Genomic DNA, 23,981 nt, shown 5'->3' on the forward strand with positions numbered 1-23,981 from the left:
GGGTCGGCCTGAGGTCACTCCGCCGGCGTCACGCTGTCGATCGCATAGGTGCCTTCCGGCGTCTGGGTGACGGTGAAGGCAATGGTCTCGCCCGGCTTGAGGGCGTCGAGGTCGATCGACGGCAGTACGGCGAAATCCATGGTCATGCCCGGCCAGCCGAGCGCCTCGATCGGGCCGTGGGTCAGATTGACGGTGCGGCCCGCCGCGTCGATGGCGTTGACCTTGCCGGTGGTGCCGGCGTCGCCGGCCAGCGCCGGGGAGGCGAGGGCGACGACGACGGCCGCCATGGCGATGAGATTTTTCATGGGATCAGTCCTTCGTGGTGACGGTGTTTGCGGGGAGTGCCGCCGCCGTGGCGGCCGGTGACGCGGCCCGATTGAGGCCGCGAGCCTTGACCAGCGCGTAGATCGCCGGAATGACGAGGAGCGTGAGAACGGTGGAGGAGACCATGCCGCCGATCATCGGCACGGCGATGCGCTGCATCACCTCCGAGCCGGTGCCGTGGCTCCACATGATCGGCAGGAGGCCGGCCATGATGGCCACCACAGTCATCATCTTGGGGCGGACGCGCTCGACCGCGCCCTCCATGATGGCGGCGTTGAGATCGTCGCGCGTCAGCGGCCGGTTCTCGGCCGCCCGCTTCGCCTTCATCGCCTCGAACGCATGGTCGAGGTAGATCAGCATGACGACGCCGGTCTCGGCGGCGACGCCGGCCAGCGCGATGAAGCCGACGGCGACGGCCACCGACAGGTTGAAGCCGAGCAGGTCCATGTACCAGACGCCGCCGACCAGCGCGAAGGGCAGCGAGGCCATGACGATCAGCGTCTCGGTGATGCGGCGGAAGTTCATGTAGAGGAGGAGGAAGATCAGGGCGATGGTGACCGGCACCACCACCTTCAGCTTCTCCTTGGCCCGCTCCATGTATTCGAACTGGCCGCTCCAGGTGACGTAATAGCCCGGCGGCATCTTCACCTGAGCGTCCACCGCCGCCCGGGCGTCGGCGACATAGCTGCCGATGTCGCGGTCGCGGATGTCGACGAAGATATAGGCCGAGAGCAATGCGTTCTCGGTACGGATGGTCGCCGGCCCGCGTGCGAGGCTCACGTCGGCCAACTGGCCGAGCGGGATGGCGCCGCCGCCCTCGGGATGGATCAGCACGTCGCGGGCGATGGCGTCCGGGTCGGACCTCAGGTCGCGCGGATAGCGCACGTTGACCGAGAAGCGCTCGCGGCCCTCGACGGTGGTGGTCACCATCTCGCCGCCCAGCGCGGTCAGGATCACCTCCTGCATGTCGCCGACGGTGAGGCCGTAGCGGGCGAGTTCGTCGCGCCTCGGCTCGATGTCGAGATAGTAGCCGCCGCCGATGCGCTCGGCATAGGCCGAGGTGGTGCCGGGCACCGTCTTCACCACCGCCTCGACCTCCTTGGCGATCCGCTCCATTTCGCCGAGGTCGCGGCCGAACACCTTGATGCCGATCGGCGTGCGGATGCCGGTGGAGAGCATGTCGGTGCGCGCCTTGAGCGGCATGGTCCAGGCGTTGGAGACGCCCGGCAGTTGCAGCGCCCTGTCCATCTCGGCGATCAGGCCGTCCGTGGTCAGCCCCGGCCGCCATTCCTCCTGCGGTTTGAGGTTGATGACCGTCTCGAACATCTCGGTCGGCGCCGGATCGGTGGCCGTCGCCGCCCGGCCCGCCTTGCCGTAGACGCTCGCCACCTCGGGAAAGCTCTTGATGATGCGGTCCTGCACCTGGATCAGCTCGGCCGCCTTGGTGATCGAGAGGCCCGGCAGCGTCGTCGGCATGTAGAGCAGCGTGCCCTCGTTGAGCGCCGGCATGAACTCGCTGCCGAGCCGGCTTGCCGGGATCACCGAGCCGCCGAGGACGACGAGCGCCAGCACGATGGTCAGCAGCTTCGCCCTCAGCACCAGGTGGATGATCGGCCGGTAGAGCCAGATCAGCGCCCGGTTCACCGGGTTCTTCTGTTCCGGCAGGATGCGGCCGCGCACGAAGATCAGCATCAGCACCGGCACCAGCGTCACCGACAGGAAGGCGGCGCCGGCCATCGAGAAGGTCTTGGTGAAGGCGAGCGGCTTGAAGAGCCGCCCTTCCTGGTCCTCCAGCGCGAACACCGGCAGGAAGGAGACGGTGATCACCAGGAGGCTGAAGAACAGCGCCGGCCCGACCTCGACGGCCGCGTCGATCAGCGTCTGGACCCGCGACGCGCCGGGCGGCGCGTGCTCCAGCCGCTTGTGGGCGTTCTCGATCATCACGATCGAGGCGTCGACCATGGCGCCGACGGCGATGGCGATGCCGCCGAGGCTCATGATGTTGGAGGTCATGCCCATGGCGTTCATGATCATCACCGCGATCATCACGCCGATCGGCAGCGTGACGATGGCGACCAGCGCCGAGCGCACGTGCAGCAGGAAGACGATGCAGACGAGGGCGACGATGATGCTTTCCTCGATCAGCGTGCCCTTGAGGTTTTCGACCGCCTTCAGGATCAGTTCGGACCGGTCGTAGACGGCTTCGATCGACACGCCCTCGGGCAGGCCCGAAGAGAGTTCGGCGATCTTTTCCTTGACGTTGTCGATCACCTGGAGGGCGTTCTCCCCCGACCGCTGCAGCACGATGCCGCTGACCACCTCGCCCTCGCCGTTGAGCTCGGTGAGGCCGCGTCGCTCGTCGGGGCCGATCTCGACCCGGGCGACGTCGCGGACCAGGACGGGCGTGCCGCCGTCCGACTTCAGCACGACGGTCTCGATGTCGGCCGGCGACTTGAGGTAGCCGTGGCCGCGCACCACGAACTCGGTTTCGGCCATCTCGACGACGCGGCCGCCGACGTCCTGATTGCTGGCGCGGATCGCCTGGCTGAGCCTGGAGAGCGGAATGCCGTAGGCCTGCAGCTTCTGCGGATCGACCACCACCTGATATTGCTGGACGAAGCCGCCGACGCTCGCCACTTCCGACACGCCGCCGGCCTTGGTCAGCTGGTAGCGGAGGAACCAGTCCTGCAGCGTCCGGAGCTCGGCCAGCGTCCGGTTCTTCGCCTTCAGCACATATTGATAGACCCAGCCGACGCCGGTGGCGTCCGGCCCCAGCGTCGGCGTCACGCCCTCGGGCAGCCGCTTGGCGGCAAAGCTCAGGTATTCGAGCACGCGCGAGCGCGCCCAGTAGATGTCGGTGCCGTCTTCGAAGATGACGTAGACGAAGGAAACGCCGAACGACGAGAAGCCGCGCACCACCTTGGATTTCGGCACCGACAGCATGGCGGTGGTGAGCGGATAGGTCACCTGGTCCTCGACGACCTGCGGCGCCTGGCCGGGATAGTCGGTGTAGAGGATGACCTGGGTGTCGGAGAGGTCGGGCAGGGCGTCGAGCGGAATGCGCGCCACCGAGTAGACGCCGGCCGCCACGAGCAGCACGGTGCCGATCAGCACGAAGACGACGTTTCGCGCCGACCAGCGGATGAGACTGGCGATCATGGCGGTTACTTCTCCCCGGCGTCGGCGGCAGCCGGCGCGAAGGCGGCGAGCGCCGAGCGCAGGTTGCTTTCGGAATCGATGAGGAAGTTGGCGCGGGTCACCACCTTCTCGCCGGCATCGAGGCCGCCGTCGATGCGGATGTAGCCGTCGGCGCGCGGGCCGGTCTGGACCTCGCGCGGCGCGAAGCGCCCGTCGCCGCTCTCGACCAGCACCACCTTGCGCGTGCCGCTGTCGAGCACCGCCGAGTCCGGCACGGCAAGCGCCGGCAGGCCGGAGGCCGCGGCCAGATGGACGGTGCCGTAGAGGTTGGGCCGCAGCAGGCCATCCGGGTTGGCAAGCTCGATGCGCACCTTGGCGGTGCGGCTTTCGGCCGCCAGCGTCGGATAGACGAAGTCCACCGTTCCGGTGAAGCGCCGGTCGGGCATGGAGTTGATGGCCACCTCGGCGGTCTCGCCGACGCGGACGGCCGGAAGGTCCTGCTCGAACACCTCGGCGAGCATCCAGACCTCGGAAAGATCGGCGATGCGATAGAGCGTCTCGCCCGGCATGAAGCGCATGCCGCGCACCGCCAGCTTCTCCAGCACGATGCCGTCCGCTTCGGCCCGATAGGGCAGCGTCCGCATCGCTTTCCCCGTCGCCTTCAGGCGGGCGATCTCCTCGTCGGCGATGCCGAGGTTCCTCAGCCGGGCGAGCGCCGCCTCGGCGAGGCCGGCATCGCCACGGGCGGACAGGTATTCCTCCTGCGCCAGCACGAGCTCGGGGCTGTAGACCTCCATCAGCACGTCGCCGCGCCGGACCGTGGCGCCGGTGGTGTCGGCGACGAGGCGTTCGATCCACGCCTCGAAGCGTGGCGCCACCTGGTACTCGTTGCGCTCGTCGACGGCGACCGCGCCGACCGCCCTGACCGAGCGGGTCATCGCCCTCAGAGCCGCCGGTTCGGTGCGGACGCCGAGGGTCTGGATCTTGTCGGCGCTGACCGTGACGATGCCGGACGTATCCTCGTCGGCATAGACCGGCACGTAGGCCATGCCCATGGCATCCTTCTTGGGCACCGGCGACGTGTCGGGCAGGCCCATGGGGTTGCGGTAGTAGAGCACGCGGCGGGCGCCCGGCGCGGGAGCAACCGGTGCCGGTCCGGCGGTGGGTTCGCCGGCGGCGGGCGGCGTCGGCGCGGCGGCGCCGTGTCCCGCATGCCCGGATTGCGCCAGGGCGTCGATGGCGAACGGCAGGCCGGCGGCGGTGAGGATCGCCACCGCGGCGACGGCGACCAGAAAATGCGATCTCGTCATCAGAAATCCTCCCCGACGATGCGTTCGATCTCGGCGAGCGCGAGCTGTTCCTTGAAGGTGGCCTCGATGCTGTCGACCAGCGCCCGGCGCAGCGCCTGTTCGGCGGCGAGAACGGTCGGAAAATCGGCCTTGCCGAGCGCATAGGCCTTGGTCGAGGCGTCGAGCGCGATGCGGGCCTGCGGCAGCGTGGTGCCGGCGATCACCTTCCGGCGTGTTCCGAGCGCCGTGAGGTCGGAGAAGGCGGCGCGGATATCGGCGTCGTTGTCGAGCCTAAGGGCGTCGAGCCTGACGCGCGCCGCCGCCGCCTTGGCGGCCGCCTCCCGCTGTTCGGCGCGCTTGGCGTTCCATTGCAAGGGCACGGAGAACTCGACCATCACCTCGACACCCTCGAAGCGGTCGTTTTCGCGCATGGCGCTGGCGCCGAGCTCGACGCCGGGCAGGAAATTGCGCTCGGCGAGGCGCTGTTCGCTGTTGGCGGCCCCCACCTCGGCAAGCCCCATCCGAACGCGCGGCGAGCCGGCGTTGGCGCGGCCGACCAGCTCCTCCGTGTTGATCGCCCGCAGCGGCGGCATCGCTCGCGGCGACGGGCGGGCGGCGAGCGGCGTGTCGGCGTTGCGTCCGAGCAGCCGGTTGAGGCGGGCGGCGGCGGCCTTCTTCTCGGCAGAGAGACGGGCGATGTCGGCCCTGAGCGCGCCGGCCTCGCTTTGGACGCCGGTGACATCGGCCAGCGGCGCGGCATTTTCGGCATAGCGGGCGCGGGCGATGCCGGCCAGGCGATCGAATAGGACGGTCAGCTTCTGCGTCTCGTCGAGCGCCAGATGCGCCGAGTGATACTCGGCATAGGCGACCTTGACGCGGTAGGCGATCTGGATCTCGACGTCCCTTACCGACGCCGTCGCCTTGCTCGCCTCCCATTCGGCGATCTCGCGCTTCAGGGCCGTCTGTCCCCAGAGGGGCAGCATCTGGCGGATCTGGTAGGTCTCCTCGGAAAGCGAGCCGAAGTCGTGGCGCGGGCTCGTCAGCTCGATCTTGACCTTGGGGTCGTCCCAGGCGCCGGCATAGTCGACGCGCGCCCTCGCGGCGTCGGCGTCGAGCGCCGTGGCGGCGACCTCCGGATTCATCCGGCGGGCGATCGCCAGGAGATCGGCGAGTTCGGATTTCGGCTCGGCGGCCTGGGCGCCGAAAGCCAGCAGGCCGGCGATCGGCACGGCGAGCCAAGTCCCGGCGGCGCGGGGCAAAGCAGGTGAAAACATGGGTCCGGAAACTTTCCGCCGGCATCAAGCGATGACGATGCCGGCCTTGCTGCCCTGCCGGTCCATCGGCGTGGACGGTGGCGGAGGGCATGGAACGGGGCGTCGCGGTGGCGCGGCGCTACGGTTCGGCAAGGACGTGACAGCCATGAGGGACAACGATCCGCCGCCGGTCGCGACAGGCGGCAGGGCAGTTGATCGGTGTGGCCGTCAGGCGGAAAGGCTGGGTGGGCGAAGCCCCGGGTCGGGATCGAGCCCCGGCAGGGGCGCCGCCGGGACGATGACGGGCTGTTCGCTCTCCGTCGCGACCGGAGCCGGCAGGAGGCTGACGAACACGCCGCTCGGCAGATCGGCGCAGATGCTGCCGAGCATGCAGGGCGCGCTACCACCGCCCTGATGATCCGACAGGCTACAGGCCCCGCCGGCGGCCTTGGCGCCATGCGAAGCGTGCTGCATACCGTTCATTTCCGGGCCGCAGTCCGCGGCCGAGGTAACGGTCGGAGAGGCGGGCATCGGCGCCATGGCCGACGCCGGCATGACGGCGACGACGAGCATCGCCAGCACATAGAGGCCGACGATCACCAATCGCGCTGTCTTTCCGAAGGCCATGCTGCCCACCGTTCTGAAACCCCAATTGCCTACCGTCCCGATCAGCTTAGCGTCAACAAGGGGAATCCCGTAGAGACGGATGATTGAGGAACCGGCCTCCGGACGCGACGTTCTCACAGGGAGCACTTTTGGAGGCAACATGCAGTCCAGGGTCGGCGTTATCCGCATCGGCATATCCGGCTGGACCTACGCGCCATGGCGCGGCCGCTTCTATCCGAAGGGGCTGCGACAGAGCCGGGAGCTTGCCTACGCCGCCTCGCGGTTTTCCTCGCTGGAGATCAACGGCACCTTCTATGGCTTGCAGAAGCCGCGCGTCTTCGACCGCTGGGCGTCCGAGACGCCGGCCGATTTCATTTTCGCCGTCAAGGGGCCGCGCTTCATCACCCACGTCAAGCGGCTCAGGGACATCGAGGCGCCGCTCGCCAATTTCTTCGCCTCCGGCCCGTTGCGGCTCGGCGAAAAGCTGGGCCCGGTTCTCTGGCAATTTCCGCCGAGCTTCCCGTTCGACGTCGAGCGGCTGCGCGACTTCCTGGCGCTGCTGCCGCGCAATACCGAGGCCGCCGCCGACCTGGCCCGTGAGCATGATGATCACATCAGCCATCCCGACGAGACGCGCCCCGCCAAACAGCCCATCCGCTATGCGCTGGAGATCCGCCACGCCAGCTTCCGGGATCCGGCCTTCATCGAGCTCTTGCGCGAACAGGACGTCGCCCTGGTCTGCGCCGACACCGTGGAGTGGCCGCGCCTGATGGATGTGACCTCGGACTTCGTCTATTGCCGCCTGCACGGCTCGCGCGAGCTCTACCGCTCCGGCTATGACGATGCCGAGCGCCACCGGTGGGCGCGGCGCATCGCCGCCTGGTCGCGGGGCGAACCGATGGACGACGGCAATTTCGTCGGCGCGCGCAAGGCGCCGGACCGGCCGCGCGACGTCTTCCTGTTCTTCGACAATACCGATGGCTTCCACGCTCCCGACGACGCGCTGGCGATCATGCGCGAGCTGGGCGTCGAGTGGCGCCACGACGCCGACGCGCCGGCCGCCTGACGGAACGGGAACCTCCGCCAGCTTCCGGATGTTCATGACGTGGAGCGAACTTGCTCGGCGACGAAGGCCGGCCGCTCCCGAGGCATGCCATGACCGAACAGGACTTCGCTTCGATCGACGCGCTCAACGACGCCATGCGGCAGGAGCTGACGCCCGGACCGGGTATCGGCCGCGTCGTGCCGGGCGAAGGGCCGACGCCCGCCGCCATCGCCTTCGTCGGCGAGCAGCCGGGCGATGTCGAGGACCAGGCCGGCAGGCCGTTCGTCGGTCCGGCCGGCCAACTGCTCGACCGCGCCCTCGCCGAGGCGGACATCGATCGCAGCCGGACCTACCTGACCAATGCGGTGAAGCAGTTCCACTTCGTGGAGCGCGGCAAGCGGCGGATGCACAGCAAGCCGCGCAATACCGAGGTCGCCCATCAGCGCTGGTGGTTGTGGCGGGAAATCGATCTGGTGCGCCCCGCCGTCGTCGTCGCGCTGGGCGCCACGGCCGGGCTGGCGCTCGCCGAGCGTCCCGTCGCCGTCATGCGCGAGCGCGGGCCGATGGCCTTCGGCAACAGGCGCGGCTACCTGACCGTCCATCCCTCCTATCTGCTGCGCATCCCGGATTCCGAGGCCAAGCACGCCGCCTTCGCCGCCTTCGTCAACGACCTCAGGGAGGTTCGCAGGATCGGTTCGCCGGCCTGAGCGGAGCAACGGCGGCACCGCCGACTTGCGGGCAAGACCCATCGCATCCCGGCAAACGGCCGGTTCCTTCTGACCTGGGAGTGACATCATGCGAAATCAAACCAGCCTTGAAGGCAAGCGGATCCTCGTCACCGGCGGCACCACCGGCATCGGCCGTGCCACCGTCGCCTTGCTGGCGCGGGAAGGTGCCCGCGTGCTCACCTTCGGCCGGCATCGGCAAGAACTCGACGAGGCGCTTTCCCAGGCGGGCGGCGGCCGAGGCAGCGCCGACGGGCTGACCGCCGATGTCGCCACCAGGGACGGCATCGATCAGGTGTTCGCCGCTGTCGACGAGAAGCTCGGCGGCATCGACGTGCTGGTTGCCAACGCCGGCGTGAGCGCCGAGCCGCTTCACGAAAGCGAGGAGGACGAATGGCGCTACGCCGTCGACACCAACCTGACCGGCGTTTTCGCCGGCGCGCGGCAGGCGATCCTGCGCATGATCGAGCAAGGCGGCGGCCACCTGCTGTTCGTCGGCTCGATCAGCGCCGAAAACAAATCGGCAGGTGAAAGCGTCTACGCGGCGACCAAGGCCGGCCTGCAGGCCTTCGCCGAAACGCTGCGCAAGGAGGTGCAAGACAAGAACATCCGTGTCAGCGTGATACAGCCGGGCTCGGTCGCGACGCCAATGCAGGGAAGCGGCGACGAGGAAATGCAGGCCGCGATCGATCGCCACGAGATGCTCCATGCCGAGGACATCGCCGATGCCATCCATTTCATGCTGACGCGGCCGGAGCGGACCGACATCGTCAACCTCCGCATCGAGCCGCGGGTGCAGAAGTGAACGGCGCCGCAAGCCCAATATCCGGAGGCCAGCGGGCGACATGCCGCGGCGAACCCGCCGGCCCCGGTCCCTATGATCCGGCGCTCAGCTCTTTCCCGCCGTCTTGGGCAGGGTCGACGGTACGCTGATCGACACCGGGTCGCTGGCGGGAAAGCTGTCTTCCAGCCCCTCGTCGAGCTGCTCTTCCAGCGCCTCCCGGTCCTGGTTCTCACGGGCGTCGTTGGCGGTTGGAATCTCTTCCCGAGGACCGGACGAAACGGCGTCGCAGAGGATCCTGATCGCCTCTTCGGCCCGGCCGGCCGAGTCCTCCGGAGACGAAATGCGCCCGTCGGCCGGCAGGGTGACGGCGACGACGACGCCACCGGCCATGCTGAATTCGACGCGATATTGACCGTCCTCGAGCGGCGTTATCTCCTTCACCTTGATGGTCATCGTGATCTCCCTCGGTTGGGCCCGGCCAGGATAGGTTCTTGCCGAACGAGCGCTGCGACCGGATGCCGTTCGCCGCGCTCGATGGCGGCGTTCGGCGCGGCCTTTTCGACGGACAGGCCGTACCGTCCAAACCAGCGGGCATCATCAAGGTTCCAGAAATTCGCCGACGCGCCGGGTCGGGCACGGGCCTATGCTTACCAATGAAGCTGGTGTTCATGGCGCTCATTTCTTCATCTGTTCCCATCTATATTAAGTTTATTTATAGAGTAAATTTCCAAAATGATGCGGGTGATGAAGAATTTTTCGTCAAGTTAAAAATATAATCCATATAAAAATTATAATTTTGTCCGATTGGAACTTTAAAAAAACATATTGTCCGGCTCGTTTGGCTGCCATCATTTCGTGATGACAGGCAAAAAGCGCTGATGCATGAGGAACAATTGGGTGGGCCGCGGGTTTGAGTGTCGCTACCAACAAGGCAGCAAGACCCCTTTATGGAGAAAAGCAATGCCTAACCAACAGACTGGCGACACGTCCCGCCGTGGGTTTGCCTCGATGGACGAGGACAAGCAGCGCGAAATTGCATCCAAGGGCGGCCGTGAATCCGGCGGCAACTTCAAGAACGATCCCGAACGGGCCGCGGAAGCCGGCCGCAAGGGTGGCGAAGAGTCCGGCGGCAACTTCAAGAACGATCCCGGGCGGGCTGCGGAAGCCGGCCGAAAGGGCGGTCAGGAGTCCGGTGGCAACTTCAAGAACGATCCCGGGCGGGCCGCGCAAGCCGGCCGCAAGGGTGGTCAGCATTGAGCCACCGCCCTTTCCCAGTCACGGTCCCCCGACCAAGGGGACCGTGATTGCCATTGGGCTATTGAGGAAGGCTCCGGCTTCGCGGCCTGGCCTTTTCATCTTCGAGCTTCATCATCCCTGCCCTGGCGGCGCAGAGCGGGATATAATTCCCCCTCGGCCCGAAGTGATTGTAGACGACGCCATCCGAGGTCCGTCCATTCGAAGGCGAGCGGATCGATGACCTCGCTCGGCCCGTCAAGGCCAGGCGAAGAAGTCCGGCCGGCAGAGACGCTCGCCGAACATCAGCCGTAGCCGGATGCGCGCAGAATCCCTCCCGCAACGGCGCTGGTCGGGCTTTGTTCCCGCCATTCCGCCAGAACGACGGTGCGGGCGGGCATGGCGAAGCGAGCTTCGCCGCCGAGCCGGACATCTTCGAGGCCTTCATCGGTGGCGAGGACCACCTCCCAGTCTCCTGGATGCCCGGGCGGGATCTGGAAGCGGACGGCGACATGCGAGGCGTTCAGCATGATCAGCAGCGGCGCCTCGCTTTCCAGGACCGGCGCCAGGCGCAGGGTGAGGCACTTGGAATGCGGGTTCTCCCAGTCTTGCTCGGTCATGCGTTCGCCGTGGTTGTTGAACCAGACGACGTCGGGCTGCCCCATCTCGTTGCGGGCGCCGGTCAGGAATTCCGGCCGCGACAGGGCGGAATGCTTTTTCCTGAGGTCGGCCAGCCGCGCGACGAACGTGGGCAAGGTCGGATCGTCGTCCGACCAGTCGACCCAGCCGATCCGGTTGTCCTGGCAATAGGCGTTGTTGTTGCCGTCCTGCGAATTGGAACATTCGTCGCCGGCGAGCACCATCGGCACGCCCTGGCTGAGAAACAGCGTGGCGAGCAGGTTGCGCTTCTGCCGGCGCCGCAGCGCATTGACGGCCCGGTCGTCGGTCTCCCCTTCGACGCCGCAATTCCAGCTCTTGTTGTCGTCGTGGCCGTCCCGGTTGTCCTCGCCGTTCGCCTCGTTGTGCTTGTGGTTGTAGGTGACGAGGTCGTGCAGGCTGAAGCCGTCGTGCGCGGTGATGAAGTTGACGCTCGACCACGGCCGGCGGCGTCCTTCGGCGAATATGTCCTGCGAGGCGGCGACGCGGGTGGCAAAGCTCGGCAGCAGGCCTTCCTCGCCGCACCAGAAGCCGCGCACCTTGTCGCGGTAATCGCCGTTCCACTCGGAAAAGCCCGGCGGAAACGATCCGAGCTGGTAGCCGCCCGGCCCGACGTCCCAGGGTTCGGCGATCAGTTTCAGGCCGCCCAGCAACGGGTCCTGCAGGATGGCGTTGAAAAAGGCGTGCCCCGGGTCGAAGCCGTTGGGGCGGCGGCCCAGCGTCGTGGCGAGGTCGAAGCGGAAGCCGTCGATGCCGTAGACCGACGCCCACAGGCGCAGGCTGTCCAGCACCATCTGCAGCACGCGCGGATGATCGGTGTTCAGCGCGTTGCCGCAGCCGCTCAAGTTGTCGTAGTAGCGCCGGTTGTCCGGCAGAAGGCGATAGTAGGAGGCGTTGTCTATGCCCTTGAAGGACAGCATCGGCCCCAGGTGGTTGCCTTCGCAGGTGTGGTTGTAGACGACGTCGAGAATGACCTCGATGCCGGCCTGGTGCAGCAGGTCGACCGCCTCGCCGATCGATTCGAGGCCGTTGTCGCCGAGATAGCGCGGTTCGGGCGCAAAGAAGCCGAGGGTGTTGTAGCCCCAGTAGTTGGAGAGCCCGGTGTCGACGAGATGCCGGTCCTGCAGGAACGCCTGGACCGGCAGCAGCTCCAGCGCGGTAATGCCGAGCCGTACCAGGTAGTCGACGAATTCCGGCTGCCCGAGCGCGGAGAAGGTTCCGCGGATCGTTTGCGGCACCAGCGGATGGAGCATGGTAAGGCCGCGCGTGTGCCCTTCGTAGATCACCGTCTTCGCCCAGGAGACGTGCGGATGCTGGGTGGTGACCATCGGCGTGCCGGCGACCACCCGCGCCTTCGGCATGAAGGTGGCGCTGTCGCGCTCGTCCATGATCAGGTCGGCGTCGTCGCCCGCACCGATCTGGTAGCCGTAGAGCGTGTCGTTCCAGCGGATGTCGCCGACCAGTTGGCGGACGTAGGGGTCGAGCAGCAATTTGTTGGGGTTGAAGCGATGGCCGGCCTCCGGCGCCCACGGCCCATGGACGCGCCAGCCGTAGACCTGGCCGCGCCCGACGCCCGGCAGGTAGCAGTGCCAGACGCCATTGGTGCATTCCCTGAGGGGAATCCGCTCCATCTCGGTCACGCCGAAGCGGTCGAACAGGCAGAGCGTCACGCCGCTGGCATTGTCGGAAAAAAGCGCGAAGTTGGCGCCCTTGTCGTCGACCGTCACGCCCAGCGGAAAAGCCGAGCCAGGCAGCACCTTACGCATTCAAACGATCTCCCGGGCGGTGATGGAAGGGCAGTCCTCGCCTCTTTTGCGCCGGCCCGTCAAGCGATGCCCGGATGAGCATGGCGCCGGCGCATACCTCCGCGCGGCGCCATGATAGCGCAGCCTCCTGTCGCGATGGCTGGGGGCGTCTGATAATTTTTCGAATTGGAGAGCCATGCGAAAGGGAAAGCTCGGCAGGAGGGACGGTGAGACCACACTCGGTGGTCGTGAAACCTGCTGCGGCGGGAATGGTTCCGCCCGGGCCGAGGCGCTGACCGCCGGGCTGCGGCGAGAAAAACGCGCGCCGCTCGGGGACGCCGGTCGGGAAATCTTCGGTTCGGTAGACGGGCTTGGAACTCGTCTAGGTTTCAAAATGTAAAATAATGCACACAGATTTGTTGATTTGGCTTAGCGGCAATAGCTTCTTGCCTTCATACTCTCCCTCATCGAGAGCCGCGCAAGCCTGTCCGAGAATGTAGGTCAGCGGCTCGGGAGGAAAAGCTATGAAGATAAAAGCCGTCGTTCTCGAGGGCATTGACGAGATTCGTCTGCGCGATATCGAGGTTCCCGGCACGCTGGAACCGGTGGCCGGCGAGGTTCGGGTCGCCATCAAGGCGGTCGGCATCTGCGGCAGCGATGTCCACTATTACAAGCACGGCCGCATCGGCGACTTCATCGTCAACGAGCCGATGGTGCTGGGTCACGAAGCGTCGGGCGTGGTGACGGCGGTCGGCGCCAAGGTCTCCCATCTCAAGGTCGGCGACCGCGTCTGCATGGAGCCCGGCATTCCCGACTTCGGCTCGCGCCAGACGCTGGAAGGCCACTACAACCTCGACCCGGCGGTGCGCTTCTGGGCGACGCCGCCGATCCACGGCTGCCTGACGCCGGAGGTGGTGCATCCGGCGGCGCTGACCTACAAGCTGCCCGACAGCGTGTCGTTTGCCGAGGGCGCCATGGTCGAGCCGCTGGCCATCGGCGTCTACGCCGCCGCCAAGGGGGCGATCCGTCCCGGCGACATCGCCGTGGTGGCCGGCGCCGGCACCATCGGCATGATGGTGGCCTTCGCCGCCTTGGCCTCCGGCTGCGCCGAGGTGATCGTCAGCGACGTCGCCAGAGCCAAGCTCGACATCATCGCCAAGGTTCCCGGCGTCGTCGCCGTCGATCTGACCAAGGAGAAGCTCGCCGACGTGGTGGCGGCGCGGACGGCCGGCAAGGGCGCCGACCTGTTCTTCGAGGCGAGCGGCAGCCCGAAGGCGTTCGACGACATGCTGGAGGTGGTCACCCAGGGCGGCCGGGTGGTGCTGGTCGGCATGCCGCAGGACCGGGTGCCGCTCGACGTGGTGGCGCTGGAGGTCAAGGAGATCAGCCTGACCGGCATCTTCCGCTACGCCAACGTCTGGGATCGCACGCTGGCACTGCTGGGCTCGGGCAAGATCGACCTGAAGCCGCTGATCTCGGCGAGCTATCCGTTCGACAAGTCGGTCGAGGCTTTCGAGCGCGCCGCCCGGCAGAACCCGTCGGACGTCAAGGTCCAGATCACGTTCTGATCGCAATAAGGACGCGGGACGCCGCTCGGAAGTCTGCAAGGCATGCATGATGAATGCAAGCCCTCTCCGAGACGATCCCGGAGGCGCCCCAGCGGGTGTTCCGCGTCCAGGCCGACGACCATGTCTCGCCCGTTCGATGCGGGGAGAATCTCAATCGTTCGAAATCGTCGCGCCGCAAGGCAACCCGGTGGATGAAGGGAAGATCAACCACCCGGGGACGAACGATCCGGCAAGTTGAATGGCTTCGCATACAGGACCCGCCGGTGGTTTTAGAGGGCTGACGGCCTTCGGGGGAAGACGGAAGACGCAATCGGCGTTCGGGCGGAGGAAGCCCGCCGATCGGGCTGTCCGCCGGCCGACCGGCAGGTGGGCGAGGGGAGGAGAGGACAATGTTTATCGGAGTCGACTGCGGAACGCAGGGGACCAAGGCGCTCGTCATCGATGACAATGGGCGGGTGCGCGGCCGCGGTCATGCCGCCCACAGCCTGATCGAGCGCGACAGCGGCGCCCGCGAGCAGCATCCTTCGATCTGGGTGGACGCCATGGTCGCCGCCGTGCGCATGGCGCTCGGCGAAGCGGCCTTGCCGGCCGAGGCGATCCGCTGCCTCGGCGTTTCCGGCCAGCAGCACGGCCTCGCCGTTCTCGACGCCGAGGGGGCGGTGATCCGCCCGGCCAAGCTCTGGAACGATACCGAGACGGCTCCCGACAACGAGCGGATCGTCGCCGCCCTCGGCGGGCCGGCGGCCTGGTTCGACAAGGTCGGCATCATTCCGCTCACCGGCTACACCATCTCCAAGCTGGCTTTCCTCGCCGCCCGCGAGCCCGACAACTTCGCCCGCATCGCCCATATCCTGCTGCCGCACGACTATCTGAACCACTGGCTCACCGGCCGCTTCGTCGCCGAATACGGCGATGCCTCGGGGACGGGGTTCTTCGATGTCCGCAAGCGGGCCTGGGCGCCCGAGGTGCTGTCGCAAATCGATGGCGGCAGCGGCCGTCTCGCCGCCGCCCTGCCGCAGCTCGTGGCGCCCGACGCCATCGTCGGGCATCTGACGCCGACGGCGGCTGAAGCGCTCGGCCTCACCACCGACTGCCTGGTGGCGGCCGGCGGCGGCGACAACATGATGGGCGCCATCGGCACCGGCAACGTGCGCGAGGGCGTGGTCACCATCAGCCTCGGCACCTCGGCCACGGTCTTCTCCTATTCCGACACCCCGGTGCTCGATCCGAGCGGCGCCGTCGCGCCCTTCTGCTCGTCGAGCGGCGGCTGGCTGCCGCTCGTCTGCACCATGAACGCCACCAACGTCACCTCCGGCGGCGCCCACCTGTTCGGCCGCGACATCGGCTTCGTCTCCGAAGCGCTGGAGGCGACCGCGCCGGGCGCCGGCGGCATCACCATGCTGCCGTTCCTCAACGGCGAGCGGACGCCCGACCTGCCGACCGCCCGCGGCAGCATTCTCGGCCTGTCCGCCGTCAACATGACGCCGGACAACCTGATGCGGGCCATGGTCGAGGGCGTGACCTTCGGCGTGCTGGCCGGCCTCCGTCGCATCCGCGGCGACAAGGCGGCCGAGCGCGTGTTCATGATCGGCGGCGGCGCCCGCAGCAAGCCCTGGCGGCAGATGGTCGCCGACATGACCGGCGCCGAGATCGTGGTGCCCTCGGGCGACGAGGCCGGCTGCCTCGGCGCGGCGATCCAGGCGATCTGGGCCTACGGCCGGCACACCGGCGCGGGCGAGGACATCGCCGCCATCGCCGACCGTTGCGTCACCCTCGACGCCGACAAGACGACGACGCCGGCCGCCGGCCGCAAGTCCGCCTACGACGAGGCTTTCGGGCTTTATCGGGCGCGGCTTGCCCAGGTTCATGGCGTGAGCTGACGAGCGCGCGCCAAGCCGACCCATATTCCGCCATCCGGCCGATCAAGGACCCACTCGATGCAGAATAATCTTCTTGAGGTCAGAAATATAAGCAAGTCGTTTCCCGGCGTGAAGGCGCTGGAAGACGTTTGCTTTTCTGTGAAGGAAGGTTCGGTTCACGTGCTGTGCGGCGAAAATGGCGCCGGCAAATCGACCTTGATGAAGATCATCAACGGGATTTACCAGCCCGACGGCGGCGAGACGCTGATCCGGGGCGAGAAGGTCGAGATCAACTCCCCGATCCGGGCGGGCGAGCTCGGCATCTCCATGATCTTTCAGGAACTGAACTACACGCCCGAGATGACCATCGAGGAGAGCCTGTTCGCCGGCCGCTGGCCGAAGAAGAGGTTCGGGCAGATCGATTGGAAGACCATCCGCCAGAAGACGCTCCAGCTCCTCAAGCAGGAAAACCTTTCCTACGATCCGCAAACCAAGCTGAAGGACCTGTCGATCTCCAACCTTCAGATGCTGGAAATTCTGAAGGCGATTTCCCGGGATGCCGACATCATCATCATGGACGAGCCGACCTCGTCCATCACCAACAAGGAAATCGAAATCCTCTTCGAAAAGATCGCCGACCTGCGCGCCCGCGGCAAGGGCATCGTCTATATCTCGCACAAGATGGACGAGATCTTCCGCATCGCCGACGAAATCTCCATCCTGCGCGACGGCAAGGTGGTCGAGACGCGGCCGAAGGACAAGTTCGACATCGACTCGGTGATCGCGCTGATGGTCGGCCGCGCGCTCGGGCAGGGATATCCCAAGGAGGATGTTCCGCGAGGCGACGTCGTTCTGGAAGTCGAGAACTTCAGCGGGCCGACCGGGTTCAGCGATATCTCCTTCAACGTCAGGAAAGGCGAGATCGTCGGCTTCGCCGGCCTCGTCGGCGCCGGCCGCACGGAAGTGATGCGGGCGCTGTTCGGCCTCGATCCGCATTTCGGCGGCACCGTGAAAGTCCACGGCGCGCCGGTCAAGGTCCGGAACGTTCAGGACAGCATCAGGAACGGCGTGGTGATGCTGTCCGAAGACCGGCGACGCTACGGCATCGTGCCGATCCGGGACGTCAAGGAAAACGTCACCCTGGCCTCCATGGAGCAGTTCTTCCAGAAGGGGCGCCTGCATAGCGCCAGGGAGAGAAGCCGGGTCGAGGAGATCTGCAGCAAGATCAACGTGAAGATGGCGTCCATCGACGTGCAGGTCAGCACGTTGAGCGGCGGCAACCAGCAAAAGGTCGTGCTGTCGAAGTGGATGCTGCAGGATCCCGACATTCTCATCCTCGACGAACCGACGCGCGGCATCGACGTGGGCGCGAAATTCGAGATCTACAAGCTGATGACGAGCCTCGTGAAGGAAGGCAAGTCGATCATCATGGTGTCTTCCGAGCTTCCCGAGCTGATCGGCATGTGCGACCGCATGTATGTGATGGCCGAGGGACGGATAACGGGGGAACTCGACAGAGCCGAATTCTCTCAAGAGACGATCATGCGCTACGCGATGAACATGGCCAGGAAAGCGGTCTGATCAGTTGAGATTTGGCGAGATGCAAAGGGGAGGAAGATGAACAACCTGATGACAAGGGAGAAGTGGCAGACGATCAAGTCGCGATATTCCATTTATTTGGTCCTTATCGCCATGATCATCGTCTGCAATCTGCTAAGCCCGAATTTTCTATCCGCGCGAAATATATCGAACATCTCGGTTCAGATTTCCGTCACGACGATCCTGGCCTTCGGCGAGACGATCCTCATCATCGGTGGTCTCTTGGACCTTTCCTGCGGCTCGGTTCTGGCACTGGCCGGCGTTTTGTCGGTCTACGTCTTCAAGGAGACGGGCTCGCTATCCCTTGCCTTCGCTGTCGGCCTGATCGTCGGCGTGCTCTGCAACTTCGTCAACGGCATCCTCGTCCGGCGCTTCAATATTCCGGCGTTCATCGCAACTCTGGCGATGATGACAGTGGCCAGAGGCATCGCCTTGCTCTTCACGAAGGGCCAGAACATTTATCAAATCGGCGATTATGTCTGGTTCGGGCAGGGAAGCATTGGATTTATTCCGATCCCCGTCTTGTTCATGATCATTATCGGCATTCTGACGTGGTATATTCTTGGCCATACCAGCTTCGGTCGCTCGCTCTACGCGGTGGGTGGCAACGAGGAGGCGGCCCGCGCCTCCGGTATCAACGTCGGCCGGATCAAGGTTGGTGCCTATCTGATCAACGGCGTCTTCGTGGGCCTTGCCGGTATCATATTGATGGCCCGTACCAACGTCGGCGCTCCCAACTCGGGCCAGGGCTACGAGTTCGAGGCGCTGACGGCTGCGATCATCGGCGGCACCAGCTTCTCCGGTGGCCTTGGAACGGCCGGAGGGACCCTCGCCGGCGCGTTCATCGTCGGCTTCCTCAACAACATCATGAATTTGGCAGGCGTGGACTCGTATCTGCAGCAGGTCATCAAGGGCGCCATCATTGCCCTGGCCGTCGGATACGACATGTGGGCCAAGGTCAATCGCACCAGGAAGACGCTTGGTGCCGCGAAGCTACCAACCGAGCGAAAGGAGGCTAGAGCTTAGTACGTTCGCTTTGGAGGAAACGCGGGGCTCGTATCGATCGATAATCGCCCCTTGGCAGATATCTTGGAGGAGATACAAATGAAGTTTATGAAATCCATCCGCACCGTTACGGCTGTCGCCGCCCTGTGTCTGGCTGCGACCACGGTTGCCCAGGCTCAGAACTACAAGATTGCCTTCATCGCCCGCGCCCAGGCCGACTCCTTCGCCGCCTGGCTGGCCAACGGCATCATGGACGAAGTCAAGAAGTACCCGGACATGACGGTCGACGTCATGGACTCCCAGGCCGACGACGCCAAGGAGAACGCGTTCATCGAGAACGCCGTCGCCAACAAGTACGACCTGATCATCGTCCAGCCGAACAACGGCGAGGCTCAGCGTCCCTATGTCGAGCAGGCCGTCAAGGATGGCGTCAAGGTCATCACGACCAATGCCCGCATCAAGGACATCCCCGGCTCGTCGTCGGTCGACGCCGATCCGTATGAGCAGGCCGCCGTCAATGCCCGTCTGGCCCTCGAGCAGATCCCGCAGGGCGCCAACGTCGTCGTGCTGAACGGTCCCTCGGGCAACATGCACGCCGACATGCGCCGTGACGCCTGGCAGAAGGAATTCTTCGACAAGCGTTCGGACGTCAAGATCGTCGGTGAGCAGATCGCCCATTGGAACAAAGAAGAAGCCATGCGCTTCATGGAGGACTGGGTCCAGGCCAACGACAAGATCGACGCCATCGTCTCCATGAACGACAACATGGCCGCCGGCGCCCTGGAAGTCATCAAGGACGACCCGAAGTTCGAAAATATCCTCGCCTACGGCGTCGACGGCACCGCCGAAGCGATGCTGCTGATCCAGTCCGGCAAGATGACGTCGACGGCGCTTCAGAACGCCTACGACCTCGCCGCCAAGAACATCAGCGTCGCCCATGACCTGCTGACCGGCAAGATCACCCAGATCGACACCGACATCGACTGCCCGCTGGTGACCAAGGACAACGTGGCCGAGTTCATCGAGATCCACAAGAAGTCGGGCGCCATCAAGTAATTGACGGAGTGACCGATCAACTTCGGGGCGGGATTTTCCCGCCCCTTTTTCATGCGCACGTCATCGGGAAGCCGCCCGGCGGAGCCGCAGCGCATTGGCGATGACGCTGACCGACGACAGCGCCATGGCGGCGGCGGCGACCATCGGCGACAGCATCCATCCGAAGGCGGGATAGAGCACGCCGGCGGCGATCGGGATGCCGGCGACGTTGTAGACGAACGCCAGCAACAGGTTCTGCCGGATATTGCGCATCGTCGCCCGGCTCAGCCGGCGCGCCTCGACGATGCCGCCGAGATCGCCGCGCAGCAGCGTCACGCCGGCGCTCTCGATGGCCACGTCGGTTCCCGTGCCCATGGCGATGCCGACATCGGCCGCGGCGAGCGCCGGCGCGTCGTTGACGCCGTCGCCGGCCATGGCGACGATGCTGCCTTGCCGGCGCAACGCCGCGACGACGTCGCCCTTCTCGGCGGGCAACACCTCCGCCTTGACCTCGTTGATGCCCAGGCGGCGGGCAACCGCTCCGGCGGTGGCGCCGTTGTCGCCGGTCAGCATGACGATGCGGATGCCGTCGGCCTGCAAGGCGCGGACCGCCTCCGGCGCCGAAGCCTTCACCGGGTCGGCGATGGCGATGACGCCGATGGCGCGGCCGCCGGCGGCGGCCAGAATGGCGGTCGCGCCCTCGGCCCGGAGCGCGGCGGCGATGGCGTCGGCCTCGGTGACCTCGACCTCCGCTTCCTCGAGGAGCCGCCTGTTGCCGAGCAGGAGGCGCCGGCCGTCGACCGTACCGGCGACGCCCTTGCCCGAGGGAGCATCGAAATCGTCGGCCGGCTTCAGCCGCAGTCCCCGCTCCTCGGCCGCCGCGACGATGGCGTTGGCCAGCGGATGTTCGCTCGCCCGCTCCAGGCTGGCGGCCAGGGTCAGGAGCTCGGCTTCGTCGGTGCCCGGCAGGGGCTTCACGGCCGTCACCTTCGGCTTGCCCTCGGTGAGCGTTCCCGTCTTGTCGACGACGAGCACGTCGACCTTTTCCATGCGTTCCAGTGCCTCCGCGTCGCGGATCAGCACGCCCTCGCTGGCGCCGCGCCCGACGCCGACCATGATCGACATCGGCGTCGCAAGGCCCAGCGCGCAGGGACAGGCGATGATGAGCACGCTGACGGCGGCGACCAGGCCGTAGGACAGGGCCGGCGACGGGCCGAACAGCGCCCAGGCGACAAAGGCCAGCGCGGCCGCCGCGACGACCGCCGGCACGAACCAGGCGGAGACCTGGTCGGCCAGCCGCTGGATCGGCGCGCGGGAGCGCTGCGCCCTGGCCACGGTGTCGACGATCTGCGCCAGCATGGTGTCGGCGCCGACGCGGTCGGCGCGCATGACGAAGCTGCCCTGTCCGTTGAGCGTGCCGCCGATCACCTTGGCGCCGGCTGCCTTGGCCACCGGCAGGGGCTCGCCGGTCACCATGGATTCGTCGACGTTGGACCGGCCCTCCAGCACCTCGCCGTCGAGCGGCACCTTGTCGCCGGGACGGACGCGCAGCCGGTCGCCGACCCGAACATCGCCGAGGTCGACGTCTTTCTCGCCGCCGTCGTCCTCCAGCCGGCGGGCGGTCGCCGGCGCGAGGTCGAGCAGCGCCTTGATGGCGCCGGACGTCCGCTCGCGCGCCCTGAGTTCGAGGACCTGCCCGAGCAGCACCAGCACGGTGATGACGGCCGCCGCCTCGAAATAGACCGCGACGGCGCCGTCCGCAGTCCGGAAGGCCGCCGGGAACAGCCCCGGCGCGAAGGTGGCGACGACGCTGTAGACCCAGGCGATGCCGGTGCCCATGGCGATCAGCGTGAACATGTTGAGCGCGCCGTTGACCAGCGATCTCCAGCCCCGCACGAAGAATGGGCAGCCGGCCCAGAGCACCACCGGCGTTGCCATGAGGAACTGCAGGATGGCCGAAAGGCGCGGCCCGATGACCCGGTCGAGGCCGAGGAAATGCCCGCCCATCTCCAGCACGACGACGGGAATGGCCATGACGAGTCCCGCCGTGAACCGGCGGGTCATGTCGACCAGTTCCGGGTTAGGCCGATCGGTGAGGGAGGCGACCTCGGGTTCCAGCGCCATGCCACAGATCGGGCAGCTTCCCGGTCCGGTCTGGCGGATCTCCGGATGCATCGGGCAGGTATAGATCGTGCCCCTCGGCGCGTCGTCGTGCGCTTCGGCTGAGGCGGGCGCCAGGTAGTGCCGGGGATCGGCCATGAACTTCCCGAGGCAGCCTTCCGAGCAGAAATGGTAGGTCTTGCCGGCGTGTTCGGTTCGGTACCTGGCGGTTGCCGGATCGACCGTCATGCCGCAGACCGGATCCTTGACCGTGCGGGCGTCGCCCTGCGGCGCGGCGTGATGATGATGGCCGTGCTCTTCGTGCCCCAGGGACTCGCGGTCCTGGTCGTGCGGGGAAGAGCCGTGGTGATGATCGTGCGACATGTCGCGCTCCCGTATCGGTTCGTCGCCGCCAAGTCGGGCGGCGGTATTGATGCCACCGAGGATCGACCTTCCCATCATGGTAAGGTCAAGCGTATAATCGTCGGCGAACCGAAGGTGCCGAACGGTCAACCGATGCGAAGGTGGCCGGTTCCGGCCCGTTGAGCGGAAAGGGCATTCCATGAACATCGGCGAGGCGGCCAGGGCGTCGGGCGTCACGGCCAAGATGATCCGCTATTACGAATCCACCGGCCTGCTGCGGCCGGCGGCGCGGCGGAACAACGGCTACCGCGACTATGGCGCCGTCGACGTGCATGAGCTGCGCTTCATCCGGCGCGCCCGCGGGTTGGGGTTCGAGATGGCCGAGATCACCGAGCTCCTGTCGCTGTGGCGCGACCGCGACCGGGCCAGCCGCGACGTGCATCGCGTGGCGAGCGGCCATATCGAAGCCCTGCGGACGCGCATTGCCGAGTTGCAGGGCATGGTCGACACCCTGTCGACGCTGGTCGCCTGCTGCCATGGCGACGATCGGCCCGACTGCCCGATCCTGTCCGACCTCGGCGGTGGCCTCGGCGCCGGCCAGCCGCTCGATCCGGCTAAAAGGCATCGCTACCGCGCTGGGATATCAGGCTAGGAAACCTTTCCCCGTTCCGCGAGGAAGTCGAGCAGGGCGCGCACCCGGGAAGGCAGAGGACCGCCCTGGCCGGTATGGATGGCGTGGAAGGCTTCCCGATCGCCGGGGTTCAGATCTTCCAGCACCGGTACAAGGCGGCCGGCGGCGATGTCGTCGCGAACCGTGAAGCCGGCGAGGCGCGCCAGTCCGGCTCCCCCGAGCGCCAGCCGCCGCAGAGCTTCGCCGTCGCTTGCCGTCACGCGCCCGACGGTGGGGATGACCACCGCTTCGCCGTTTGCCTTCATCGGCCAGCCGTCGACCGTGCGGACATAGCCGAAGCCCAGGCGGTTGTGGCCGTCGAGGTCGTCGACCGTCTTCGGTTCGCCGAAGCGGGCAAGGTAGGCGGGCGCCCCCACGACGACCATCGGAGTGTCGCCGAGCTTGCGGGCGACCAGGCTGGAACTCTTGAGCGGCCCCGCGCGAACCGCCACGTCGGTACGTTCCGACAACAGATCGACCACCATGTCGGTCTGGATCAGGTCGAGCGTTACGCCGGGATGGCGTTCCAGGAATTCCGGCAGGATCGGCGCAAGCACATGGCTGGCGTAGGACGCGCTCGTATTGAGCCGGATGCGGCCGACCGGCTGCTCGCCGGCGCCGGCCCCGCGTTCGGCGTCTTCGATATCGGCCAGAATGCGCGTCGCCCGTTCGTAGAAGGCGCATCCCTCCGGCGTGAGCTGGAAGGCACGGGTCGAGCGGTTGACGAGCCGCGCTCCGAGGCGCGTTTCCAAGCGGGCGACCAGCTTGCTGACGGCCGACGGCGTCATGCGGCATGCACGGGCGGCGGCGGAGAAGCCTCCCTGCTCGACGACGCTGGCGAAGACTTCCATCTCGCCCGACCGGTTGATTTCGGAACGCGCCATTGGTCATTCATTTCATAAGTGATATTACTTTCGGCATTCTATATCACCTCGATGGCGGCGTCTATCTTCCGTCCCACTGACATCAACCTTGTGGGACAG

At 66.5% G+C, this 23,981-nt stretch carries 20 protein-coding genes; 11 read left to right on the plus strand and 9 right to left on the minus strand.

The features are described 5' to 3' along the window. Positions 1-14: 14 nt before the first annotated feature. The 5 genes from CJ014_RS06880 to CJ014_RS06900 all read right to left on the minus strand — a co-directional run bounded on the left by CJ014_RS06880 (position 15) and on the right by CJ014_RS06900 (position 6,631). A complete protein-coding gene (locus tag CJ014_RS06880; protein ID WP_100079782.1) occupies positions 15-305 on the minus strand; it encodes a copper-binding protein in 291 nt (96 codons plus the stop codon). A 4-nt stretch (positions 306-309) separates the two neighbouring features. After that, positions 310-3,483: an efflux RND transporter permease subunit gene (locus CJ014_RS06885; protein ID WP_100079783.1), complete on the minus strand. Its 3,174-nt coding sequence runs from the start codon at positions 3,481-3,483 to the stop codon at positions 310-312. 5 nt (positions 3,484-3,488) lie between these two features. Then, positions 3,489-4,772 carry an efflux RND transporter periplasmic adaptor subunit gene (locus CJ014_RS06890; protein WP_100079784.1) on the minus strand — a complete coding sequence of 428 codons (1,284 nt, stop codon included), beginning with the start codon at positions 4,770-4,772 and terminating at the stop codon, positions 3,489-3,491. After that, positions 4,772-6,025: a TolC family protein gene (locus CJ014_RS06895; RefSeq protein ID WP_100079785.1), complete on the minus strand. Its 1,254-nt coding sequence runs from the start codon at positions 6,023-6,025 to the stop codon at positions 4,772-4,774. The genes CJ014_RS06890 and CJ014_RS06895 overlap by 1 nt, the downstream gene beginning before the upstream one ends. Positions 6,026-6,232: 207 nt before the next feature. Next, positions 6,233-6,631, minus strand: a complete 399-nt coding sequence (locus CJ014_RS06900; protein ID WP_133121814.1) for a hypothetical protein — start codon at positions 6,629-6,631, stop codon at positions 6,233-6,235. 139 nt (positions 6,632-6,770) lie between these two features. On the opposite strand from CJ014_RS06900, the gene CJ014_RS06905 reads away from it, so the two are divergent. From CJ014_RS06905 to CJ014_RS06915, 3 genes are all read left to right on the plus strand, one after another. Next, positions 6,771-7,676 carry a DUF72 domain-containing protein gene (locus tag CJ014_RS06905; protein WP_100079787.1) on the plus strand — a complete coding sequence of 302 codons (906 nt, stop codon included), beginning with the start codon at positions 6,771-6,773 and terminating at the stop codon, positions 7,674-7,676. Positions 7,677-7,765: 89 nt separating this feature from the next. Next, complete coding sequence (locus CJ014_RS06910; protein ID WP_100079861.1) at positions 7,766-8,362, plus strand: UdgX family uracil-DNA binding protein; 597 nt, start codon at positions 7,766-7,768, stop codon at positions 8,360-8,362. A gap of 88 nt (positions 8,363-8,450) precedes the next feature. After that, entirely contained in the window at positions 8,451-9,185 is a 735-nt protein-coding gene (locus tag CJ014_RS06915; protein ID WP_100079788.1) for an SDR family oxidoreductase, read from the plus strand. Positions 9,186-9,269: 84 nt separating this feature from the next. Here CJ014_RS06915 and CJ014_RS06920 read toward each other — a convergent pair whose 3' ends face one another. Continuing rightward, positions 9,270-9,617 carry a hypothetical protein gene (locus tag CJ014_RS06920; protein WP_100079789.1) on the minus strand — a complete coding sequence of 116 codons (348 nt, stop codon included), beginning with the start codon at positions 9,615-9,617 and terminating at the stop codon, positions 9,270-9,272. A 38-nt stretch (positions 9,618-9,655) separates the two neighbouring features. Between CJ014_RS06920 and CJ014_RS27505 the strand changes: the two genes are divergently transcribed. Together CJ014_RS27505 and CJ014_RS28365 are read left to right on the plus strand one after the other, a co-directional pair. Next, positions 9,656-9,940 (plus strand): hypothetical protein, encoded by a 285-nt coding sequence (locus CJ014_RS27505; protein WP_133121815.1) that lies wholly within the window; start codon positions 9,656-9,658, stop codon positions 9,938-9,940. A gap of 184 nt (positions 9,941-10,124) precedes the next feature. Next, positions 10,125-10,421 (plus strand): con-10 family general stress protein, encoded by a 297-nt coding sequence (locus CJ014_RS28365; RefSeq protein WP_100079790.1) that lies wholly within the window; start codon positions 10,125-10,127, stop codon positions 10,419-10,421. A 281-nt stretch (positions 10,422-10,702) separates the two neighbouring features. Here CJ014_RS28365 and glgX read toward each other — a convergent pair whose 3' ends face one another. Beyond that, positions 10,703-12,820 carry a glycogen debranching protein GlgX gene (gene glgX, locus CJ014_RS06930; protein WP_100079791.1) on the minus strand — a complete coding sequence of 706 codons (2,118 nt, stop codon included), beginning with the start codon at positions 12,818-12,820 and terminating at the stop codon, positions 10,703-10,705. Positions 12,821-13,329: 509 nt separating this feature from the next. Here glgX and CJ014_RS06935 point away from each other — a divergent pair. The 5 genes from CJ014_RS06935 to CJ014_RS06955 all read left to right on the plus strand — a co-directional run bounded on the left by CJ014_RS06935 (position 13,330) and on the right by CJ014_RS06955 (position 19,886). Beyond that, positions 13,330-14,367 carry an NAD(P)-dependent alcohol dehydrogenase gene (locus CJ014_RS06935; RefSeq protein WP_165790783.1) on the plus strand — a complete coding sequence of 346 codons (1,038 nt, stop codon included), beginning with the start codon at positions 13,330-13,332 and terminating at the stop codon, positions 14,365-14,367. A 389-nt stretch (positions 14,368-14,756) separates the two neighbouring features. Then, on the plus strand, positions 14,757-16,247 hold the full coding sequence (gene xylB / locus CJ014_RS06940) for a xylulokinase (RefSeq protein WP_100079793.1): 1,491 nt from the start codon (positions 14,757-14,759) through the stop codon (positions 16,245-16,247). Between the two features lie 57 nt (positions 16,248-16,304). Then, positions 16,305-17,807, plus strand: coding sequence for a sugar ABC transporter ATP-binding protein (locus tag CJ014_RS06945; RefSeq protein WP_100079794.1), 1,503 nt, complete (start codon positions 16,305-16,307; stop codon positions 17,805-17,807). Positions 17,808-17,843: 36 nt separating this feature from the next. After that, a complete protein-coding gene (locus tag CJ014_RS06950) occupies positions 17,844-18,851 on the plus strand; it encodes an ABC transporter permease (protein ID WP_207765687.1) in 1,008 nt (335 codons plus the stop codon). A 78-nt stretch (positions 18,852-18,929) separates the two neighbouring features. Next, positions 18,930-19,886 carry a sugar ABC transporter substrate-binding protein gene (locus CJ014_RS06955; RefSeq protein WP_207765688.1) on the plus strand — a complete coding sequence of 319 codons (957 nt, stop codon included), beginning with the start codon at positions 18,930-18,932 and terminating at the stop codon, positions 19,884-19,886. Between the two features lie 60 nt (positions 19,887-19,946). Here the strand turns inward: CJ014_RS06955 and CJ014_RS06960 are convergent, their stop codons facing one another. Beyond that, on the minus strand, positions 19,947-22,349 hold the full coding sequence (locus tag CJ014_RS06960) for a heavy metal translocating P-type ATPase (protein WP_100079864.1): 2,403 nt from the start codon (positions 22,347-22,349) through the stop codon (positions 19,947-19,949). A 178-nt stretch (positions 22,350-22,527) separates the two neighbouring features. Between CJ014_RS06960 and cueR the strand changes: the two genes are divergently transcribed. Beyond that, positions 22,528-22,980, plus strand: coding sequence for a Cu(I)-responsive transcriptional regulator (gene cueR / locus CJ014_RS06965; RefSeq protein WP_100079795.1), 453 nt, complete (start codon positions 22,528-22,530; stop codon positions 22,978-22,980). Here the strand turns inward: cueR and CJ014_RS06970 are convergent. Beyond that, the gene (locus CJ014_RS06970; RefSeq protein ID WP_100079796.1) at positions 22,977-23,882 is read right to left on the minus strand and encodes a LysR family transcriptional regulator; all 906 of its coding nucleotides are present in this window, start codon (positions 23,880-23,882) and stop codon (positions 22,977-22,979) included. The genes cueR and CJ014_RS06970 overlap by 4 nt on opposite strands. Positions 23,883-23,981: the final 99 nt, after the last annotated feature.

The organism is Pleomorphomonas carboxyditropha (assembly GCF_002770725.1).
GTDB classification, from domain to species: Bacteria; Pseudomonadota; Alphaproteobacteria; order Rhizobiales; family Pleomorphomonadaceae; genus Pleomorphomonas; species Pleomorphomonas carboxyditropha.

Bases quoted from the DNA above. Each gene is read 5' to 3' on its own strand.
- CJ014_RS06880 (WP_100079782.1), bottom strand. From the start codon at position 305: ATGAAAAATCTCATCGCCATGGCGGCCGTCGTCGTCGCCCTCGCCTCC.
- CJ014_RS06885 (WP_100079783.1), bottom strand. From the start codon at position 3,483: ATGATCGCCAGTCTCATCCGCTGGTCGGCGCGAAACGTCGTCTTCGTG.
- CJ014_RS06890 (WP_100079784.1), bottom strand. From the start codon at position 4,772: ATGACGAGATCGCATTTTCTGGTCGCCGTCGCCGCGGTGGCGATCCTC.
- CJ014_RS06895 (WP_100079785.1), bottom strand. From the start codon at position 6,025: ATGTTTTCACCTGCTTTGCCCCGCGCCGCCGGGACTTGGCTCGCCGTG.
- CJ014_RS06900 (WP_133121814.1), bottom strand. From the start codon at position 6,631: ATGGCCTTCGGAAAGACAGCGCGATTGGTGATCGTCGGCCTCTATGTG.
- CJ014_RS06905 (WP_100079787.1), top strand. From the start codon at position 6,771: ATGCAGTCCAGGGTCGGCGTTATCCGCATCGGCATATCCGGCTGGACC.
- CJ014_RS06910 (WP_100079861.1), top strand. From the start codon at position 7,766: ATGACCGAACAGGACTTCGCTTCGATCGACGCGCTCAACGACGCCATG.
- CJ014_RS06915 (WP_100079788.1), top strand. From the start codon at position 8,451: ATGCGAAATCAAACCAGCCTTGAAGGCAAGCGGATCCTCGTCACCGGC.
- CJ014_RS06920 (WP_100079789.1), bottom strand. From the start codon at position 9,617: ATGACCATCAAGGTGAAGGAGATAACGCCGCTCGAGGACGGTCAATAT.
- CJ014_RS28365 (WP_100079790.1), top strand. From the start codon at position 10,125: ATGCCTAACCAACAGACTGGCGACACGTCCCGCCGTGGGTTTGCCTCG.
- glgX (WP_100079791.1), bottom strand. From the start codon at position 12,820: ATGCGTAAGGTGCTGCCTGGCTCGGCTTTTCCGCTGGGCGTGACGGTC.
- xylB (WP_100079793.1), top strand. From the start codon at position 14,757: ATGTTTATCGGAGTCGACTGCGGAACGCAGGGGACCAAGGCGCTCGTC.
- CJ014_RS06945 (WP_100079794.1), top strand. From the start codon at position 16,305: ATGCAGAATAATCTTCTTGAGGTCAGAAATATAAGCAAGTCGTTTCCC.
- CJ014_RS06950 (WP_207765687.1), top strand. From the start codon at position 17,844: ATGAACAACCTGATGACAAGGGAGAAGTGGCAGACGATCAAGTCGCGA.
- CJ014_RS06955 (WP_207765688.1), top strand. From the start codon at position 18,930: ATGAAGTTTATGAAATCCATCCGCACCGTTACGGCTGTCGCCGCCCTG.
- CJ014_RS06960 (WP_100079864.1), bottom strand. From the start codon at position 22,349: ATGTCGCACGATCATCACCACGGCTCTTCCCCGCACGACCAGGACCGC.
- cueR (WP_100079795.1), top strand. From the start codon at position 22,528: ATGAACATCGGCGAGGCGGCCAGGGCGTCGGGCGTCACGGCCAAGATG.
- CJ014_RS06970 (WP_100079796.1), bottom strand. From the start codon at position 23,882: ATGGCGCGTTCCGAAATCAACCGGTCGGGCGAGATGGAAGTCTTCGCC.